A 17,785-nucleotide genomic window follows, 5' to 3' on the forward strand; every position below is an offset into this window, starting at 1 on the left:
GAAGAGATCATGCTCAAACAAAGAATAGCTTGATGGGCGTCGACGTCCTCACCTTTGGCTGCCGCCTCAACGCGTTCGAATCCGAAGTGATCCGGCACGAGGCGGAGAGCGCGGGCCTTTCCGATACCATCGTCATCAACAGCTGCGCGGTCACCAACGAAGCGGTGGCGCAGGCGCGGCAATTGATCCGCCGGCTAAAGCGCGAGCGGCCCGATGCGCGCATCGTCGTGACCGGCTGCGCGGCGCAGACCCAGCCTGAAATGTTCGCCGGCATGATTGAAGTCGATCGCGTCATTGGCAATGACGAGAAGATGCGTAGCGAGGCCTGGCGCAGCGCGCGCGCGGCGTTCGATTCCGGATTCGGGATCGCCGCCAGCGAGAAGGTCGCGGTCGCTGATATCATGGCGGTCACCGAGATGGCGCCGCATCTGCTGGAAGGTTTTCAGAGCGGCCTGCCGCGGGTGTTCGTGCAGGTGCAGAACGGCTGCGACCACCGCTGCACCTTCTGCATCATTCCCTACGGCCGCGGCAATTCGCGCTCGGTGCCGATGGGAGCTGTTGTCGAGCAGGTCCGCGCGCTGGTCGAACGCGGTCATGCCGAGATCGTGCTGACTGGCGTCGATCTCACCAGCTATGGCGCCGATCTGCCGGGCACGCCAAAACTCGGCCAGCTGACAAAACAGATTTTGCGGCATGTGCCGGAACTGAAGCGTTTGCGGATTTCTTCGATCGACTCGATCGAAGCCGATCGCGATCTGCTCGACGTCATTGCGGATGATGAACGCCTGATGCCGCATCTGCATCTGTCGCTGCAGTCCGGCGACGATCTGATTTTGAAGCGGATGAAGCGGCGGCATTCACGCGCAGATGCCGTCGAATTCTGCGCGCAGGTGCGGCGGCTGCGGCCGGACATCGCGCTCGGCGCCGATATCATCACGGGCTTTCCGACCGAGACCGAAGAGATGTTCACGCGTTCGCAGGATCTGGTCGAGGAATGCGATCTCACTTTCCTGCACGTGTTTCCCTATTCCAAACGCCCGGGCACGCCAGCGTCGCGGATGCCACAGGTCGCGGGTGAGGCGATCAAGGAACGTGCGAAGCGCTTGCGCGCGACAGGTGAGGCTGCGCTGCGGAAACGGCTGGCGGCCGAAATCGGCGCAACACGACAGGTGCTAATCGAGAGCGGCAGGCAGGGGCGGACGGAGCATTTTCTGCCAGTGGCGATTGCAGGGGAAATGCCGGGCGCGGTGCAGGCGCTGACGATGATCGGACATGACGGCGCGCGGCTGACGGTGTGATTTCTTCCTTCTCCCCTTGTGGGAGAAGGTGCCTTCGCGCAGCGAAGGCGGATGAGGGGTTTCTATCCGCACGCACAGAACCCGCGGAGCCCAATGCTGACATGGGCTGAGCGCCCCTGGTACGTGCGCAAAGGGTCAGATGTGGTATAAGATGAGCCGATGAAGCATCTTCCGCACGGACGAAGGAACTGCATTTGATACGACTGGCTTCGTTGATTGCTGTCGTTGCCACGGTATCTGTGCCATCGACAACGTTTGCCGATTTCAATGTGGCGTTCCCTCCTCCTTGCGATTATTGGGCCGAAATGATCGCCGAAATGAATCGTGCTGGGAAAGACACCACCAACGTTCGCTCGTTTTTGGCGGAGTGCGTCGCGCAGTCGAAGGCGGCAGAACAGGCTCGGATCAAGCGATATAATGACGCTTTGGAACGCCGCAAACGCGATACGATTTAGCGTTTGCCAGAATCGTCAACGGGATAAAGCTGACCCTTATGATGCCTACAGTGGCGTCTCGGCTATCCGCAGAAGTAGCCAGCAAGGGGATAGGGGTAAAAGCCGCTACTCCCCGTTCCACCCGCAGGCCCTGAGCCGCTCGCGCATATGCTCCGGCGCCGGCGCGACCACGCGGACCGGTTCCTTGTTCCTTGAAATCGGAATCACGATCTCGCGGGAATGCAGATGCAGGCGCGGCTCGCCGAAGCGGGGGCCGTTGCCGTAGATGTTGTCGCCGACGATCGGCCAGCCGGTGGCCGATGTGTGCACGCGCAATTGATGGGTGCGGCCGGTGACCGGTTCCAGCTCTAACCAGGCGAGGCCATTGCCGCGGCCGCGCACCTTCCAGTTTGTGACGGCTTTTTGGCCGTCCGGATCCGGCTTCTGCCACCAGCCGCGCTCGACGTTGAGCCGGCCGAGGGCCATGTCGATGGTGCCTTCATCTTCGGCAGGTCCGCCTTCGACGATGGCCCAATAGGTCTTGCCGATCTTGCCGTGCTTGAACAGCAGGCCGAGCGAGGCGGTGGCCTTGCGATGGCGTCCCAGCACGAGACAGCCGGACGTGTCCTTGTCGAGGCGGTGCGCCAGCACCGGCGGGCGCGGCAGCCCGAAACGCAACCCGTCGAACGAGGTTTCCAGATTGGCGCCGCCCTTGGGGCCGCGATGCACCGGGAGGCCGCAGGGTTTGTCGATGACCAGCATCAGCCCGTCGCGGTGGAGCACGCGGGCCTGAATTTCTTCCGCGGTCAGGTCCGCAATTTCAATGAGTTGGTTGTGGCTTTCGTTCATGGCGCGAAACCGCTAACACACGTCCGACATGAGCGATACCACTCCCGGAACTCCCAAACTGAGCTGGTGGCGGCGGCTTTCGAGCGGCCTGAAGCGGACCTCGAGTTCGATCGGGTCAGCCGTTGCCGACCTCGTCACCAAGCGCAAGCTCGACCGCGCCATGCTCGATGATATCGAGGATGTGCTGCTGCGCGCCGATCTCGGCACCGAGGTCGCAGTGCGGATCGCGGACGCCGTCGGCGCCGGCCGCTACGACAAGGCGATCTCGGCGGACGAGGTCAAGGCGGTGGTCGCGACCGAGGTCGAGAAGGTGCTGGCGCCGGTGGCCAAGCCGCTGGTGATCGACGCCGCCCAAAAGCCGTTCGTCATTCTCGTGGTCGGGGTCAACGGTTCCGGCAAGACCACCACCATTGGCAAGCTGGCGGCGAAACTCAGCGCCGAGGGCCGCAAGGTGATGCTGGCGGCGGGCGACACGTTCCGCGCCGCCGCGATCGAGCAGTTGAAAGTCTGGGGCGAGCGGACCAAATCGCCCGTGATTGCGGGCGCGCAGGGATCGGACTCGGCCAGCCTCGCCTTCAATGCGCTGACGGCAGCGCAGGAGCAGAAGACCGACGTGCTGCTGGTCGACACCGCCGGGCGATTGCAGAACAAGGCCGAGCTGATGAAGGAACTCGAAAAAGTCGTTCGCGTCATCAAGAAGGTCGATGCCTCGGCCCCGCATGCGGTGCTCTTGGTGCTCGACGCCACGGTGGGACAAAATGCGCTGTCGCAGGTCGAGGCTTTTCATCGTACCGCAGGCGTCACCGGCCTTGTGATGACCAAGCTCGACGGCACCGCGCGGGGCGGCATCCTGGTGGCGCTGTCGGAGAAATTCAAACTGCCGGTGCACTTCATCGGGGTCGGCGAAGGCGTCGACGATCTGGCGCCGTTCACCGCGCGGGATTTTGCGAACGCGATTGCAGGGATTGACTCGTAATGGACAAGACCCAGCCGCATCCGCTGTTCAAGCTCGCGACCGAACTCGGTCCGCTGCTCGTATTCTTTGTCGCCAACGCCAAATTCGGTCTGTTCGTCGCCACCGGTGCGTTCATGGTGGCGATCATCGCTGCGATGGTCGCGTCCTATGTGGTGACGAAGCATGTACCCATGATGGCGATCGTCACCGGCGTCATCGTCATCGTGTTCGGCACGCTGACCCTGGTGCTGCACGATGAGACCTTCATCAAGGTGAAGCCGACCATCATCTACGGCCTGTTCGCCGCGATCCTCGGCGGCGGCCTGTTGTTCGGCCGCTCCTTCATCGCCATCATGTTCGATCAGATGTTCAATCTGACGCCGCAGGGCTGGCGCATCCTCACCCTGCGCTGGGCGCTGTTCTTTCTCGGGATGGCGCTTTTGAACGAATTCATCTGGCGCACCCAGTCGACCGATTTCTGGGTCGGCTTCAAGGCGTTCGGCGTGATTCCGCTGACGATGATCTTTGCGATCGCCCAGATGCCGCTGACCAAGCGCTACCATCTGGAGCCGGCCTCGCTGGAGGCCAGCGAGGCGGACGCGGGAGATGTGAGGAAGGGTTAGCTGGCACCGCTCTGACTCCCTCGCCCCGCGCTTGCGGGGAGAGGGTTGGGGTGAGGGGCCTCTCTCCGAGCAAAGATTGCCGAGGGACCTGTACCCCCTCACCCGCCGCGCAAGTGCGCGTCGACCTCTCCCCGCAAGCGGGGAGAGGTAAGAAAAATCAGCTCTTCTGCTTGGCGATCACATGGTCCTTGATCTTGTCGTAGGTCGCCTGCGGGACGATGTTCTTGTGCACCAGATCGTCCTTGCCCTTGTAGGGGCGGCCCGCGATGATCTTGGCGGAATAGGCCTTGCCGATCCCCGCCAACGCCTCGAGCTGGTCGGCGGTTGCTGAATTGATGTCGAGCAGCTCGGCCTTCGGGGCCGGCGCCATCTTCGATTCCGGGGCCTTCGGCGCGGGAGCCATCTTGCTGTCGGATTTGGTCGCGGGCTGCGCGGTCTGGGCCATCGACGGGGTTGCCGTCATCAGGCCGATCGTGAGCGCAGTTGCGAGAAGAGAAGAGAGCGTGAAATGACGCATAAAAGTGTCCCTCCAAGGACGGTTTAAGTAACGCTATCAAGCTAGCTTCGAATTCGTGGCGGCGCCATGGCCGGCAAATGAACGGCAGATAAAAGCTGGAAATTATTTGCGCGCGAAATTTCCGCGCCGTCATTCCGGGGCATCGCGCAGCGATGAACCCGGAAACTCGTGATTCCGGTTCTGGTCCTTCGGACCATCCCGGAATGACGAGCGTCACCGCAACGCCTTCTCGATCTCCGCCTTCAGCACGGTATCGACATTGGCCGGCGTCACCGGCCCGACCAGTTTGTAGACGATGGTGCCTTCGCGGCCGACCAAAAAGGTCTCGGGCACGCCATAGACGCCCCATTCGATCGAGCCGCGGCCATTGCTGTCGGCGCCGACCATGCTGAACGGGTTGCCGTAGCGGCCGAGGAAGCGGCGGGCGTTGTCGGGCGAATCCTTGTAGTTGATGCCGACGATCTGCAGCCGCTTGTCCTTGGCCAGAGCGGTTAGCAGCGGCATCTCGTCATGGCATGGCACGCACCAGGACGCCCAGACGTTGACGACGCTGACCTTGCCCTTGAAGGCCGCCGGGTCGAGCCCGGGAATGGCGATGCCGTTGTCGACCAGGCCTGCCAGCGCCGGCAGCGCGGTCTGCGGCGCCGGGCGGCCGATCAGGGCGGATGGAATTTTGGAGGGATCGCCGCAGTGCAGCCGCAGCAGGAACAGCCCGGCCACCGCCATGAAACCGATCAGTGGCAGCGTCACCAGCCAGCGCCGGCTTTGCCGCGGTGCGTCAGATGTCGCCGGCCCGCTCATCTTATATCCGCCGCACTGCGGCCGGAGCGCCTGGTGATGCCGCTGGCCTCGAGCTCGCGCAGGCGCGCCTTCTGGCGGCGAAAATCGATGGCGATCCAGGCAATCAGGATAGCGACCACCGCGGCGACCAGCGCGTAGGACGTCACGATGAAGGAGGCATAGGGACCGAGCGCCATCGCGTCACGCGGCCTGTTGGCTGGCTTGCATGATCTGCAAGCTGCGCACGCGGCGGCGCAGGATCTCGTTGCGCATCGCCGCCAGATGCAGCGTGACGAACAGCAGCGAAAATCCAACCGCCATCACCAGCAACGGAATCAGGAAGGCGCGATCGAGCGTGGAGCCTCCCATCCGCAGCACCGAGGCCGGCTGATGCAGCGTGTTCCACCAGTCGACCGAGAATTTGATGATCGGCAAATTGAGCGCGCCGACCAGTGTGAGGATCGCGGCCGCCCGCGCCGCGCGCGACGGATCGTCCACCGCGCGCCACAGCGCGATCAGGCCGAGATACATCAGGAACAGGATCAGCACCGAGGTGAGCCGCGCATCCCATTGCCAATAGGTGCCCCACATCGGCCGGCCCCACAGCGAGCCGGTGACCAGCGCGAGAAATGTGAAGGCGGCGCCGATCGGGGCGGCGGCTTTCGCGGCGACGTCGGCGAGTGGATGCCGCCACACCAGCGTGCCCAGCGCCGCAAGGCTCATGACGCCCCACACGAACATCGACAGCCACGCGTTGGGCACGTGGATGAACATGATCTTGACGGTGGCGCCCTGCTGATAATCGTCGGGCGCCATTGCTGCCTGGTACAAGCCGATGATCAGCAGGATCGCGGTGGCTCCCGCCAGCCACGGCAATAGGCGCGCCGTCAGCGACAGGAATTTGGTGGGGTTGGCGAGGTCGATCAGCGTCATGGCAATCCTGATAGTCGGCGGCGGCGGGGCAGGCAATGCGGCTTGTTCTGTTCCATCAAGTGTTGATCGGCATGCATCAAGTTATCTAGTCCAGCCCGTGCCGCAAGCTGGCGGCTGCGGCAAACGGTCCGATCACGAAACTCACCAGCGAGATCGCGCACAGGATCGAAAACGGTGTTCCAAACGGCAGCGGTCCCGATATGGCGGCCTGCGACGCCGCAACGCCAAAAATCAGCACCGGGATCGACAGCGGCAGCACCAGCACCGCGAGCAGCAACCCGCCGCGATGCAGCGTCACCGCCAGCGCGGCGCCGATCATGCCGATAAAAGTCAGTGCCGGCGTTCCCACCAGCAGCGTCAGCGCCACGGCCGAGGTCGCGGTGGCGTCGAGATTGAGCATCAGCCCAAGCACGGGGGTCGCGATAATCAGCGGCAGCCCTGCGGCGAGCCAGTGCGCCAGCGCCTTCGCAGCACAGGCCAGTTCCAGCGGCGTCCGGCCCATCACGATCAGATCGAGCGAGCCGTCCTCGTGGTCTGACGTGAACAGGCGGTCGAGCGTGAGCAGACTGGACAGCAGCGCGCCGAGCCAGAGAATGGAGGGCCCGAGCCGCGTCAGCAGCGCCAGGTCGGGCCCGAGCGCAAACGGCATCAGCACGGTGACGGTGAGGAAGAACAGCACGCCGATCAGCGCGCCGCCGCCGACGCGCAGCGCGATCCTGATGTCGCGTCGAATCAGTGCGGCAAGGGCGGTCATGCGCTTCCTCCCATCCGCAATTCCTTCGCCTCGATCCCGAGCGGCGCGTGGGTGGCCGCGACGATGATGCCGCCGCGCGCGAGGTGGTCGCGCATCAGGCCAGCGAACAGATCCTGCCCGGCGGCATCGAGTGCCGAGGTCGGCTCGTCCAGCAGCCAGACCGGCCGCCGCACCACGAGCAGCCGGGCGATCGACAACCGCCGCCGTTGGCCGGCCGACAGATACGCGGCCGGCAAATGCGTGGCGTGCGCGAGCCCCACTTTGGCGAGGCATTCATGGGGATCGCTGGCATCCCCGCCCAGAAAATCCCGCCAGAACGACAGGTTTTCGAGCACGCTGAGCGCGGGTTTTAGTGCGTCGCGATGGCCGAGATAATGGGTCTGTTCGGGCAGCGTCAGCTCGTCCGCGCCGCCTTCCAGCGCGACCGATCCGCCTGCCGGCACCAGCAAGCCCGCGATCAGCCGCAGCAGCGACGTCTTGCCGGACCCGTTGGGACCGACGACGGCGAGCGCGTGGCTGGATGCGGCCTCGAAATCGAGCCCGGAAAACACCGCGCGCCCACCCCGCACACAATCGATCTGGCGTCCTCTGAGCCGCATCTTGCCTCGTTACGGCCCTTCAGAAAACCTTGGGGTACCGCATCAGAATTTTTGGGTCGCGCAATGCTGCAGCACGATCGTGGTTGTGGCGGCGCATCTAGAAAGATTCTATAAGCCCGGAACTTGATGCAGCACACAACCGGCGGCCGCAAGCCGGTAAGCCGACCGCGCTGACGGTGTTTAAATACCCTTTGCCGGGTATAACTGAGAATTGGGATTTCCTGACATGACCTCGCTCGACAGCTTCAAATGCCGCAAGACCCTCAAGGTCGGTGGCAAGACCTACGTGTATTACAGCCTGCCCGCCGCCGAGAAGAACGGTCTGAAGGGAATTTCCAAGCTCCCCTATTCGATGAAGGTGCTGCTGGAAAACCTGCTGCGTTTTGAAGACGATCGTACGGTCAAGAAGGCCGACATCGTCGCGGTGTCGAAATGGCTGAAAACCCGCAAGCTCGAGCATGAAATCTCGTTTCGCCCCGCACGCGTGCTGATGCAGGATTTCACCGGCGTGCCGGCGGTGGTCGATCTCGCCGCGATGCGTAACGCGATGCAGGCGCTCGGCGGCGATGCCGCAAAAATCAACCCTCTGGTGCCGGTCGACCTCGTCATCGACCACAGCGTGATCGTCAATTTCTTCGGTGACAACAAGGCGTTCGGCAAGAACGTGGTCGAGGAATACAAGCAGAACCAGGAGCGCTACGAGTTCCTGAAGTGGGGCCAGAAGGCGTTCACGAATTTCTCGGTGGTGCCGCCCGGCACCGGCATCTGTCACCAGGTCAATCTCGAATACCTCGCCCAGACGGTGTGGACCCGCAAGGAGAAGATGACGGTCGGCAAGAAGACCGGCACTTTCGAAGTCGCCTATCCCGACACGCTGGTCGGCACCGATTCGCACACCACGATGGTCAACGGTCTGGCCGTACTGGGCTGGGGCGTTGGCGGCATCGAGGCGGAAGCTGCGATGCTCGGCCAGCCGCAGTCGATGCTGCTGCCCGAAGTGATCGGCTTCAAGCTCAAGGGTCAAATGAAGGAAGGCGTCACCGCCACCGATTTGGTGCTGACCGTGACGCAGATGCTGCGCAAGCAGGGCGTGGTCGGAAAGTTCGTCGAATTCTACGGCCCCGGCCTTGATTATCTGTCGGTCGCGGACAAGGCGACGATCGGCAACATGGCGCCGGAATATGGCGCGACCTGCGGCTTCTTCCCGGTCGATGCCGCGACCATCGATTATCTGAAAACCTCGGGCCGCAAGGCCGATCGCGTGAAATTGGTCGCGGCCTACGCCAAGGCGCAGGGCCTGTTCCGCACCGCCAAATCGGCCGATCCGGTGTTCACGGAAACGCTGACGCTCGATCTTGCCGACGTGGTGCCCTCGATGGCCGGACCGAAGCGCCCCGAAGGCCGCGTCGCACTTCCGGCGGTCGCCGCGGGCTTCTCCGCGGCGATGACCAGTGAATACAAGAAGGCGGCGGATGCCTCGCATCGCTACGCCGTCGAGAACCGCAATTTCGATCTCGGCCATGGCGACGTCGTGATCGCCGCGATCACCTCCTGCACCAACACGTCAAACCCGAGCGTGCTGATCGGCGCAGGCCTGCTGGCGCGCAACGCCGCCGCCAAGGGCCTCAAGGCTAAGCCGTGGGTCAAGACCTCGCTGGCGCCGGGCAGCCAGGTGGTCGCGGAATATTTGTCCAACTCCGGACTGCAACTCGATCTCGACAAGGTCGGCTTCAACCTGGTCGGCTTCGGCTGCACCACCTGCATCGGCAATTCCGGCCCGCTGCCGGAGGATATTTCGAAGTCGATCAACGACAATGGCATCGTCGCCGCTGCCGTGTTGTCGGGTAACCGAAATTTCGAAGGCCGCGTGTCGCCGGACGTGCAGGCGAATTATCTCGCCTCGCCGCCGCTGGTCGTCGCCTATGCGCTGGCCGGCACCGTGACCAAGGACCTTTCGGTCGAGCCGATCGGCGAAGGCAAGGACGGCAAGCCGGTGTTCCTGAAGGACATCTGGCCGACCACCAAGGAAATCAACGCCTATATGAAGAAGTTCGTCACCGCGACGATCTTCAAGAAGCGCTACGCCGACGTGTTCAAGGGCGACACCAACTGGCGCAAGATCAAGACGGTCGAGAGCGAGACCTATCGCTGGAACATGAGCTCGACCTATGTGCAGAACCCGCCCTACTTCGAAGGCATGAAGAAAGAACCGGAACCGATCGTCGACGTGGTCGATGCGCGGATTCTGGCGATGTTCGGCGACAAGATCACCACCGACCACATCTCGCCGGCCGGTTCGATCAAGCTGACCTCTCCGGCCGGAAAATATCTGTCGGAGCATCAGGTGCGTCCGGCCGACTTCAACCAGTACGGCACGCGGCGCGGCAACCATGAGATCATGATGCGCGGCACTTTTGCAAATATCCGCATCAAGAACTTCATGCTCAAAGGCGCTGATGGAAACATTCCGGAAGGCGGATTGACAAAACATTGGCCCGACGGCGAGCAGATGTCGATCTACGACGCGGCGATGAAGTACCAGGCCGAGCAGGTGCCGCTGGTGGTGTTCGCCGGCGCCGAATACGGCAACGGCTCGTCACGCGACTGGGCGGCAAAGGGCACCAGGCTGCTCGGCGTCCGCGCCGTGATCTGCCAGAGCTTCGAGCGCATCCATCGCTCCAACCTGGTCGGCATGGGCGTGCTGCCGCTGACCTTCGAGGACGGCCAGTCCTGGACATCGATCGGGCTGAAGGGCGACGAGAAGGTGACGATCCGCGGCCTGCAGGGCGATTTGAAGCCGCGCCAGAAGCTGACCGCGGAAATCGTGTCCGGCGACGGTTCGCTGCAGCGCGTTTCGCTGCTCTGCCGCATCGATACGCTCGACGAGCTCGACTACTACCGCAACGGCGGCATTCTGCACTATGTGCTGCGCAAGCTTGCGGCTTGAGTTCTGTTTTGACGCGTTTTCTACCGCAGATAAGTCTACGCAATCTGCGTAAACTCGATTGCTATGCGAACCGGTATCCATTCCCGGATCAAGTCCGGGGGCATGCTTCGCTTGAAAACGCCTTGAAACGCGGATTTGTGATCGGTGCCTCACTGCTACGTGAGTAGCGACCGGGAAGAAGGCGGCCTATGAAAAGGCCGCTTTCTTGCGTCTGGGGTGCGCGCTTAGGGATAGAAAATCATGCCCCGTACAAATACGGATAGAAATCGCCAGGACCGGTTCGCAGTATGACAGCGATGATGGCCAATAGTTCGATTTCGCGATGGTCGAGTGCGCTTGGCGTCTGTGCCATTGTCGCGATTATCCGTCCCGCTCATGCCGACCCACGCGCGGTCGTCGAGCTGTTCACCTCGCAAGGCTGCTCGTCGTGCCCACCGGCCGACGAGATCATTGGCGAGCTTGCCAAGGACCCCAACGTGATCGCGCTGAGCATGCCGATCGAATATTGGGATTATCTGGGCTGGAAGGATACGCTGGCGGACTCACGCTTCAGCGCGCGTCAGAAAGCCTATTCGCAAATGCGTGGCGATCGCGACGTCTACACGCCGCAGGTCATCGTCAACGGTTCGGCGAAGGTGGTCGGCAGCGATCGTGCAGGCATCGACAGCGCAATCCAGCACACCCAGAGAGCCGCCGGCGTGATGTCGGTGCCGGTGACGATGACGTTGTCCGGCAAGCACATCAACGTGTCGGTGGCGGCGAGCAACGCGCCGACTTCATCGCAGGGCGAAGTCTGGATCTGCTCGGTCTCGAAGGCGGTACCGATCTCGATCGGGCGCGGTGAAAACCGCGGCCGCCAGGTCACCTACTACAATGTGGTGCGCAACATCCTGAAGGTCGGGGACTGGAACGGGAATTCCGGAAGCTGGACCGTTCCGCTCGAAAACATCTCCCGCGACGGCGTCGATGCCGCGGTCGTCTATGTCCAGGACGGCAATCGCGAAAAGCCCGGCCCGATGCTGGGCGCGGCCTACACGCCGCTGCGCTGATTTCTCCCGTCGTCATTCCGGGATGCGCCACTTGGCGCAGGCCCGGAATCCATACGCATTATCGTGGTTATGGATTCCGGGCTCGCGCTTTCTGCGCCCCGGAACGACAACAGTGATGAAGCGCACCCCCCAAAAGAAAAAGGACCAACTTTCGTTGGCCCAGTGTCGGGAGAAAGCTCCCCTGCGAACAGACCCGATCCCGACGGCCCCGGGGGGCTGGGGGCTGAGGAATCCGGAACCGAAAGGACCGGGTCAACGCAGGATTCACTTGTCGCAAGCCAGCGGGGCGGGCGATGGGCGGAAGTGGGGCAGCAATATGATTCCTCTAACGTTCCCGTGACTCGGTATTTCCGGCGTTGCCGGACGGTCTTTCGCGGTTTCCGTCGCAATTTCAAAGGGCCTTGCGGTACTCGGCGGTTAGCGCGATCATGTCATTGTCATGATCCCGACCCGAAGGGCCGCGTCAGCGCAAACCAGGGACAGGTTTTTCGGAACAAGGCCATGCCGGAGACGACAGGAGGCGCTCGATGAGTTCGATGTCGGAGGACACTGATCCAAGCGGGAGTCGCGCAGTGGCGCGCACCGCCACTGCAAGTCCGCTGCCGAATAGCGTTACGTTCAATCGCCTGGAGCTCAATCGCATCCTCAATCTGTACGGCCGCATGGTCGCCGATGGCGAGTGGCGCGACTATGCCATCGACTTCCTGAAGGACCGCGCGGTGTTCTCGGTGTTCCGCCGCGCCTCCGAAGTCCCGATCTATCGCATCGAGAAGGATCCGCGGCTGGCGCGCAAGCAGGGCATGTACAGCGTGATCTCGGCGACCGGGCTGATCCTGCGCCGCGGCCATGAGCTGGAGCGCGTGCTGCTGGTGATCGATCGCAAGCTGGCGGTTGTCTAGACTCTACTGTGCATGGGGTTGTTTTCGCGATTTTGTGTCCAGCCGCGCAGGGTGGGCAAAGGCGCGTTTGCGCCGTGCGCACCAACTATCTGGACCGTCGCCTCGAATGGTGGGCACGCTTGCGCTTTGCCCACCCTGCGAATCTAGGCCTTCGAATCCGCCGGTACCGTCGTGGCGCCTTCGCCGAGCGCGCGCTGCATCATCACCGTGTCCAGCCAGCGTCCGAATTTGAGACCGACGCAGGGGTGTGTCCCGATCATCTGGAAGCCGGTCTTGGTGTGGACGCCGATCGAGCCGGCGTTGGCGGAATCGCCGATGACGGCGATCATTTGCCGGTAGCCCCGCGCTTCGCATTCGGCGATCAGCCGCTGCAGCAGTAGCAGGCCGATGCCGCGGCGGTGGGTCGCCGGCTGCAGATAGACCGAGTTCTCCACCGTGAAGCGATAGGCCGGCCGAGGGCGGTAGGGGCCTGCATAGGCATATCCGATCAACCGGCCTTCCACCGCGGCGACGAAATACGGGAAACCCCCTTCCATCAGCGCGCGGAACCGCCGGGTCATCTCGGCGAGATCGGGCGGGATCAGCTCGAATGTCGCGGTGCCGTAGCGCACCGCGTGCTCGTAGATTTCGGTGACAAAGGGGAGGTCGGCCTCGGTGGCGGGCCTGATATCGGGAGTAGACATGGTGACAGATTATTTTTGCTGGCCGCAAAAGAAAAGCCCCGGCCGCGAGGCCGGGGCTTCAATTCTTTGGCTGGGCTGGAGCGCTAGTCGCGCTGGCCAAGCAGCTGCAGCAGCAGCGTGAACAGGTTGATGAAGTTCAGGTAGAGCGAAAGTGCGCCGGTAATCGCCGCCTTTTCCGCAATGTCACCGCCCTGCGAGGCATAGCCGTAGATGTAGTCGTTCTTCAGCCGCTGGGTGTCATAGGCGGTGAGGCCCGCGAACACCAGCACGCCCACCACCGAGATGATGAACTGCAGCATCGAGCTGCCGAGGAAGATGTTGACCACGCTCGCGATGATGATGCCGATCAGGCCCATGAACAGGAACGACGCCATGCCGCTCATGTCACGTTTGGTGGTGTAGCCGTAGAGGCTCAGCGCGCCGAAGGTCGCCGCCGTGATGAAGAACACCCGCACGATCGAGGTGTGGGTGTACACCAGGAAGATCGACGACAGCGATACGCCCATCAGCGCCGCGAACGCCCAGAACAGCAATTGCGCCGTCGCGGGCCTCAGCCGGTTGATGCCAAACGAGATCGCGAACACCATGACCAGCGGCGCGAGGATAAACAGCCACTTCAGCGGGCTGACATACATCGCGTAGCCGAACGGCGTCAGGAACTCCCTGCCGAACTTGGCGACGCCGGCCGACTGATCCGGGGTCACCGCCATCATATAGACGCCGAGCGCCGCCAGACCGGTGATGGCCAAGCCGATCGACATGTAATTGTAGATGCGCAGCATGTACGCGCGCAGACCGGCATCGACGGCCGCGGCATCGACGCGTCCGGCGGCCCGGCCGAAAGGAGAAGCGTAGTTACGGTCTAGGTCCGACATGGTCGAATTCCCGTTGGTTGCCCGGCGGATCGCAAGGGGTTTGCGTCGCCGGTTAGAATATCTAGCCCAAAGGCCGCGATTTGCTGACATTAATTCGGTGTCATCAAACCGGCCTCTGTCCCAGGCTGGTATGTGGGAAACTAACACATTCGCTGCAAGCTTCCACGCGCGGCTGAATGTCGCTCTAGATCGCTATTTTCCAGCAAAAGCAGCGTTAACGCGGCCTTGCCGCCCGCTACAAATTGTCACAAATTTCGCAGCACGCTGGCCGGCTTCTGGTTCAGGGCCAGCAACGTGCCGGCGAGTCCGAGGCCTACCGTGACAATCAGGGCCGCGGCGACAACGCCGGCAGCGCTGCCGGCCTGCCATATGAAGCTCAGCGTCATCAGCCGCGTCACGATCAGCCAGGCCGCGACCGAGCCCGCGATCACGCCGAACACCGCCGTGGCCAGGCCGATCATCAGGTATTCCAGCGCGTAGGCGCCGAGCAGCCGCACCCGTGTCGCGCCCAGGGTCTTCAGGATGACCGCGTCGTAGACCCGGTGGCGATGGCCGGCGGCGAGCGCGCCGCCCAGCACCAGGATGGCCGAGATCAGCGTCACGGCGCTGGCGCCGCGGATCGCGAGCGTGAGATTGGTGACGACGGTGCCGATCGTGTCCAGCGCCTCGCGGACCCGCACACTGGTCACCATCGGGAACGCGTCGGCCACCTGCTTGATGATCCGGGCGTCGCCGGCCGGATCCGGGTGAGCCTCGGACAGGGTCGCGACATGGGTGTGCGGCGCGCCCTTAAAGGCGTTAGGCGAGAACACCAGCACGAAATTGATGCCGAGGCCCTGCCAGTCGACGTTGCGCAGATTGGCGATCTTCGCCGGGATGTCGCGGCCCAGCACATTGACGACGATCTCGTCGCCGATCTTGAGCTTCATTCCGTCGGCGATCTTCTTCTCCATCGAGACCAGCGGCGGCCCGCGATAGTCTGCGCTCCACCAATCGCCCTCGACGACTTTCGAGCCCTTGGGGACGTCGGCCGTATAGGTCAGGCCGCGGTCGCTCTGCAGCACCCATTCGGTATCCCGCGTTGGCTTGAGCTCGTCGGCCTTGACGCCGCGGGCTGCTACGATGCGTCCGCGCAGCATCGGCACATCCTCCACCGTCGATTGCGGCGCTGTCTGCTTGAGAAATGCACCGAAGCGATCGGCTTCCGAGGTCGGGATGTCGATGAAGTAGAACGAGGGCGCGCGGTCCGGCAACGCCGCCAGGAATTGCCGACGCAGATTGCCGTCGATCTGGGTGATGGTGACGAGGACGGCGAGGCCAAGGCCCAGCGACATCACGACCGACGGCGTCAGCGCGCCGGGACGGTAGATGTTGGCAATCGCCAGCCGCAGCATGGTGATATCGGATCGCGGCAGCCGGCGCGCCAGCGCCATCAGGCCGGCGGCGACGCCGCGCAGCAGCGCGAACACCGCAACCGACGAGGCGACGAACACGGCCGCGATGCGCTTGTCGTAGGCAAGGCCGATCGCGACCGCGATCAAAAGCGCGATCACGACGGCCATCAAGGCGAGGTATCGCCAGCGCGGACGGTGCCATTCGCGGGCGACTTCCTCGCGGAACAGCGCCGCCACCGGCACGTCGTGCACCCGTCCGAGCGGCCACAGCCCGAACGCGAGCGCGGTCAGCAGGCCGTAGATGAAGGACAGTGCGAGCTCGTCGAGATGCAGCGCGGGGATCACCGGCAGCGGCAGCAGCTTGCCGAACAGGCCGACGATGACGAACGGCAGCGCAGCCCCGGCGACGAGCCCGATGATGGAGCCGATGCCGGCGAGCACGACCACCTGGGTCAGATAGATCGTGAAAACGTCGCGGCCGGTGGCGCCGAGCGCCTTGAACGAGGCGATGACGTCGCGGCGGCGGTCGATATGGCTCTTGACGGCGTTGGCGACGCCGACACCGCCGACCAGGAGCGCGGCGAGGCCGACCAGCGTCAGGAACTGGGTGAAACGGCTGATGGTGCGTTCGAGTTGCGGCGAGGCGTTGGCGCGGCTGCGGATCCACCAGCCGGCCTCCGGCAACGCGGCCCGCACGCTCTCGATCAGCTGGGTCGCTGCGCGCTCGTCGGCCGCATTATCAGGCAATTTCAGCCGGTAGATCCAGCGCACCAGGCTGCCGGGCTGCAGCAATCCGGTCGCGCGCAGACTGGTCTCGCTGACCAGGACGCGCGGGCCGAGTCCGACATTGCCGGCGAGTTTGTCGGGTTCGGCGCTGACCACGCTGCGGATCTGGTAGTTGGCGTTGCCGATGCTGATGCGGTCGCCGATCTTGAGGTCGAGCCGCGCCAGCAGCACGGAATCCACCGCCGCGCCGAATACGCCGTCGCGCTCGGCCAACACGTCCGCCACCGGCATCTTGGGATCAAGCGTCAACTCCCCGAGCATCGGGTATTTGCCGTCCACCGCCTTGAGTTCGACCAGTGCCAGCCTGCCGTCGCCGCTGCGGGCCATGACGCGCAGGGCGGCTGCGACCGAAACCTCGCCGCGGGCGCGCAGAATGGCGATCTCCTCCGGCGTGGCTTCACGCTGTATCAGCGAGAATGCGACGTCGCCGCCGAGCAAGGTGCGGCCTTCCCGGCTCAGGCCGTCGCTGAGGCTGGCCGCGACCGAGCCGACGCCGGCGATCGCCATCACGCCGAGCGCGATGCAGGCGATGAACACGTAGAAGCCGCGCAGGCCCCCGCGCAGTTCGCGAAACGCGTAACGCAGCGCCAATGATGACGAGCGGCGGCTGCCGCCAGCGGCTTCCGACGCCATGGTCATGGAGTGGACTGTCCGTCGATGCGGCCTGAACGCAGCCGCACCACACGGTCGCAGCGTTGCGCCAGCGAGGTGTCGTGCGTCACCAGCACCAGGGTCATGCCGCGCTCGGAATGCTTGGTGAAGAGCAGGTCGACGATCTGCTTGCCGGTCGCCTCGTCGAGATTGCCGGTCGGTTCGTCCGCGACGAGGATCGCAGGATCAGGCGCCAGCGCGCGTGCCAGCGCGACGCGCTGCTGCTCGCCGCCGGAGAGTTGCGTCGGATAATGATGCAGGCGATCGCCGAGGCCGACCGAGGTCAGCTCCTGCTCGGCGCGTTTGGCTGCATCGGGATTGCCGGCGAGCTCCAGCGGCACCGCGACGTTTTCCAGCGCCGTCATGGTCGGGATCAGATGGAACGACTGGAACACGATGCCGACCTGGCGGCCGCGGAAGCGGGCGAGGGCGTCCTCGTCGAGGGCATTGAACGGCGTGCCGTTGACTACCACTTCTCCGCTGTCAGGCCGCTCCAACCCCGCCATCACCATCAGCAAGGTCGACTTTCCCGAACCTGACGGTCCGATCAGGCCGATCGCTTCGCCCGGTGCCACACGAAGGCTGATATCTTTCAGGATATGAACGCGTGCCGCGCCCGTGCCGAGCGAGAGGTTGACGTTGGAAATGGAAATGGTGTCCGGCTCCAGGCCGGTTAGTGAAGAGGGTTCGATGAGACTGTCCATGGATCGGTCATATGGCAATTCCGCCGCCGGGGTCGAGGGCCGGATAGGTATGTTC

At 63.6% G+C, this 17,785-nt stretch carries 18 protein-coding genes; 7 read left to right on the plus strand and 11 right to left on the minus strand.

Going from position 1 to position 17,785, the window contains the following annotated elements; translation table 11 throughout:
- The first annotated feature begins 32 nt into the window (after positions 1-32).
- Entirely contained in the window at positions 33-1,298 is a 1,266-nt protein-coding gene (gene mtaB, locus JQ597_RS24940; protein WP_212267634.1) for a tRNA (N(6)-L-threonylcarbamoyladenosine(37)-C(2))-methylthiotransferase MtaB, read from the plus strand.
- Between the two features lie 194 nt (positions 1,299-1,492).
- Positions 1,493-1,753 carry a hypothetical protein gene (locus JQ597_RS24945; protein WP_212267637.1) on the plus strand — a complete coding sequence of 87 codons (261 nt, stop codon included), beginning with the start codon at positions 1,493-1,495 and terminating at the stop codon, positions 1,751-1,753.
- A gap of 105 nt (positions 1,754-1,858) precedes the next feature.
- Here the strand turns inward: JQ597_RS24945 and JQ597_RS24950 are convergent, their stop codons facing one another.
- Positions 1,859-2,581, minus strand: coding sequence for an RluA family pseudouridine synthase (locus tag JQ597_RS24950; RefSeq protein WP_212267640.1), 723 nt, complete (start codon positions 2,579-2,581; stop codon positions 1,859-1,861).
- 28 nt (positions 2,582-2,609) lie between these two features.
- On the opposite strand from JQ597_RS24950, the gene ftsY reads away from it, so the two are divergent.
- Together ftsY and JQ597_RS24960 are read left to right on the plus strand one after the other, a co-directional pair.
- Entirely contained in the window at positions 2,610-3,557 is a 948-nt protein-coding gene (ftsY, locus tag JQ597_RS24955) for a signal recognition particle-docking protein FtsY (protein WP_212267643.1), read from the plus strand.
- The gene (locus JQ597_RS24960) at positions 3,557-4,159 is read left to right on the plus strand and encodes a septation protein A (RefSeq protein ID WP_212267645.1); all 603 of its coding nucleotides are present in this window, start codon (positions 3,557-3,559) and stop codon (positions 4,157-4,159) included. Before ftsY ends, JQ597_RS24960 begins: the two co-directional genes overlap by 1 nt.
- 157 nt (positions 4,160-4,316) lie before the next feature.
- Here the strand turns inward: JQ597_RS24960 and JQ597_RS24965 are convergent, their stop codons facing one another.
- The 6 genes from JQ597_RS24965 to ccmA form a co-directional block, all read right to left on the minus strand.
- Positions 4,317-4,676: a ComEA family DNA-binding protein gene (locus JQ597_RS24965; protein ID WP_212267648.1), complete on the minus strand. Its 360-nt coding sequence runs from the start codon at positions 4,674-4,676 to the stop codon at positions 4,317-4,319.
- Between the two features lie 213 nt (positions 4,677-4,889).
- Complete coding sequence (locus tag JQ597_RS24970) at positions 4,890-5,477, minus strand: DsbE family thiol:disulfide interchange protein (RefSeq protein ID WP_212267651.1); 588 nt, start codon at positions 5,475-5,477, stop codon at positions 4,890-4,892.
- On the minus strand, positions 5,474-5,653 hold the full coding sequence (ccmD, locus tag JQ597_RS24975) for a heme exporter protein CcmD (RefSeq protein WP_192739315.1): 180 nt from the start codon (positions 5,651-5,653) through the stop codon (positions 5,474-5,476). The genes JQ597_RS24970 and ccmD overlap by 4 nt, the downstream gene beginning before the upstream one ends.
- Before the next feature lie 4 nt (positions 5,654-5,657).
- A complete protein-coding gene (locus JQ597_RS24980) occupies positions 5,658-6,389 on the minus strand; it encodes a heme ABC transporter permease (RefSeq protein WP_212267653.1) in 732 nt (243 codons plus the stop codon).
- 85 nt (positions 6,390-6,474) lie between these two features.
- The gene (gene ccmB, locus JQ597_RS24985) at positions 6,475-7,143 is read right to left on the minus strand and encodes a heme exporter protein CcmB (RefSeq protein WP_212267656.1); all 669 of its coding nucleotides are present in this window, start codon (positions 7,141-7,143) and stop codon (positions 6,475-6,477) included.
- Positions 7,140-7,742 carry a heme ABC exporter ATP-binding protein CcmA gene (gene ccmA / locus JQ597_RS24990; RefSeq protein ID WP_212267659.1) on the minus strand — a complete coding sequence of 201 codons (603 nt, stop codon included), beginning with the start codon at positions 7,740-7,742 and terminating at the stop codon, positions 7,140-7,142. Before ccmA ends, ccmB begins: the two co-directional genes overlap by 4 nt.
- 226 nt (positions 7,743-7,968) lie before the next feature.
- On the opposite strand from ccmA, the gene acnA reads away from it, so the two are divergent.
- From acnA to JQ597_RS25005, 3 genes are all read left to right on the plus strand, one after another.
- Positions 7,969-10,689: an aconitate hydratase AcnA gene (acnA, locus tag JQ597_RS24995; protein ID WP_212267661.1), complete on the plus strand. Its 2,721-nt coding sequence runs from the start codon at positions 7,969-7,971 to the stop codon at positions 10,687-10,689.
- 287 nt (positions 10,690-10,976) lie between these two features.
- A complete protein-coding gene (locus JQ597_RS25000; protein ID WP_212267662.1) occupies positions 10,977-11,738 on the plus strand; it encodes a DUF1223 domain-containing protein in 762 nt (253 codons plus the stop codon).
- 527 nt (positions 11,739-12,265) lie between these two features.
- Positions 12,266-12,637, plus strand: a complete 372-nt coding sequence (locus JQ597_RS25005; RefSeq protein ID WP_211999183.1) for a DUF2794 domain-containing protein — start codon at positions 12,266-12,268, stop codon at positions 12,635-12,637.
- 143 nt (positions 12,638-12,780) lie between these two features.
- On the opposite strand, the gene JQ597_RS25010 is transcribed toward JQ597_RS25005, so the two are convergent.
- From JQ597_RS25010 to JQ597_RS25025, 4 genes are all read right to left on the minus strand, one after another.
- Positions 12,781-13,320: a GNAT family N-acetyltransferase gene (locus JQ597_RS25010; RefSeq protein ID WP_212267664.1), complete on the minus strand. Its 540-nt coding sequence runs from the start codon at positions 13,318-13,320 to the stop codon at positions 12,781-12,783.
- Between the two features lie 83 nt (positions 13,321-13,403).
- Positions 13,404-14,195 carry a Bax inhibitor-1/YccA family protein gene (locus JQ597_RS25015; protein WP_212267666.1) on the minus strand — a complete coding sequence of 264 codons (792 nt, stop codon included), beginning with the start codon at positions 14,193-14,195 and terminating at the stop codon, positions 13,404-13,406.
- Between the two features lie 245 nt (positions 14,196-14,440).
- Positions 14,441-17,014 (minus strand): ABC transporter permease, encoded by a 2,574-nt coding sequence (locus tag JQ597_RS25020; protein ID WP_212267668.1) that lies wholly within the window; start codon positions 17,012-17,014, stop codon positions 14,441-14,443.
- On the minus strand, positions 17,011-17,730 hold the full coding sequence (locus JQ597_RS25025; RefSeq protein WP_212267670.1) for an ABC transporter ATP-binding protein: 720 nt from the start codon (positions 17,728-17,730) through the stop codon (positions 17,011-17,013). Before JQ597_RS25025 ends, JQ597_RS25020 begins: the two co-directional genes overlap by 4 nt.
- Positions 17,731-17,785: the final 55 nt, after the last annotated feature.

It is taken from the genome of Bradyrhizobium sp. AUGA SZCCT0177 (assembly GCF_018130125.1).
GTDB lineage: Bacteria > Pseudomonadota > Alphaproteobacteria > Rhizobiales > Xanthobacteraceae > Bradyrhizobium.

Excerpts from the sequence above, each read along its gene's own strand:
- JQ597_RS24970 (WP_212267651.1), bottom strand. The coding sequence starts at position 5,477 with ATGAGCGGGCCGGCGACATCTGACGCACCGCGGCAAAGCCGGCGCTGG.
- ccmB (WP_212267656.1), bottom strand. The coding sequence starts at position 7,143 with ATGACCGCCCTTGCCGCACTGATTCGACGCGACATCAGGATCGCGCTG.
- JQ597_RS25020 (WP_212267668.1), bottom strand. The coding sequence starts at position 17,014 with ATGACCATGGCGTCGGAAGCCGCTGGCGGCAGCCGCCGCTCGTCATCA.
- JQ597_RS24980 (WP_212267653.1), bottom strand. The coding sequence starts at position 6,389 with ATGACGCTGATCGACCTCGCCAACCCCACCAAATTCCTGTCGCTGACG.
- acnA (WP_212267661.1), top strand. The coding sequence starts at position 7,969 with ATGACCTCGCTCGACAGCTTCAAATGCCGCAAGACCCTCAAGGTCGGT.
- ccmD (WP_192739315.1), bottom strand. The coding sequence starts at position 5,653 with ATGGCGCTCGGTCCCTATGCCTCCTTCATCGTGACGTCCTACGCGCTG.
- JQ597_RS25025 (WP_212267670.1), bottom strand. The coding sequence starts at position 17,730 with ATGGACAGTCTCATCGAACCCTCTTCACTAACCGGCCTGGAGCCGGAC.
- JQ597_RS25010 (WP_212267664.1), bottom strand. The coding sequence starts at position 13,320 with ATGTCTACTCCCGATATCAGGCCCGCCACCGAGGCCGACCTCCCCTTT.
- JQ597_RS25005 (WP_211999183.1), top strand. The coding sequence starts at position 12,266 with ATGAGTTCGATGTCGGAGGACACTGATCCAAGCGGGAGTCGCGCAGTG.
- JQ597_RS24960 (WP_212267645.1), top strand. The coding sequence starts at position 3,557 with ATGGACAAGACCCAGCCGCATCCGCTGTTCAAGCTCGCGACCGAACTC.
- JQ597_RS24965 (WP_212267648.1), bottom strand. The coding sequence starts at position 4,676 with ATGCGTCATTTCACGCTCTCTTCTCTTCTCGCAACTGCGCTCACGATC.
- mtaB (WP_212267634.1), top strand. The coding sequence starts at position 33 with ATGGGCGTCGACGTCCTCACCTTTGGCTGCCGCCTCAACGCGTTCGAA.
- JQ597_RS25015 (WP_212267666.1), bottom strand. The coding sequence starts at position 14,195 with ATGTCGGACCTAGACCGTAACTACGCTTCTCCTTTCGGCCGGGCCGCC.
- ccmA (WP_212267659.1), bottom strand. The coding sequence starts at position 7,742 with ATGCGGCTCAGAGGACGCCAGATCGATTGTGTGCGGGGTGGGCGCGCG.
- JQ597_RS24950 (WP_212267640.1), bottom strand. The coding sequence starts at position 2,581 with ATGAACGAAAGCCACAACCAACTCATTGAAATTGCGGACCTGACCGCG.
- ftsY (WP_212267643.1), top strand. The coding sequence starts at position 2,610 with ATGAGCGATACCACTCCCGGAACTCCCAAACTGAGCTGGTGGCGGCGG.
- JQ597_RS25000 (WP_212267662.1), top strand. The coding sequence starts at position 10,977 with ATGACAGCGATGATGGCCAATAGTTCGATTTCGCGATGGTCGAGTGCG.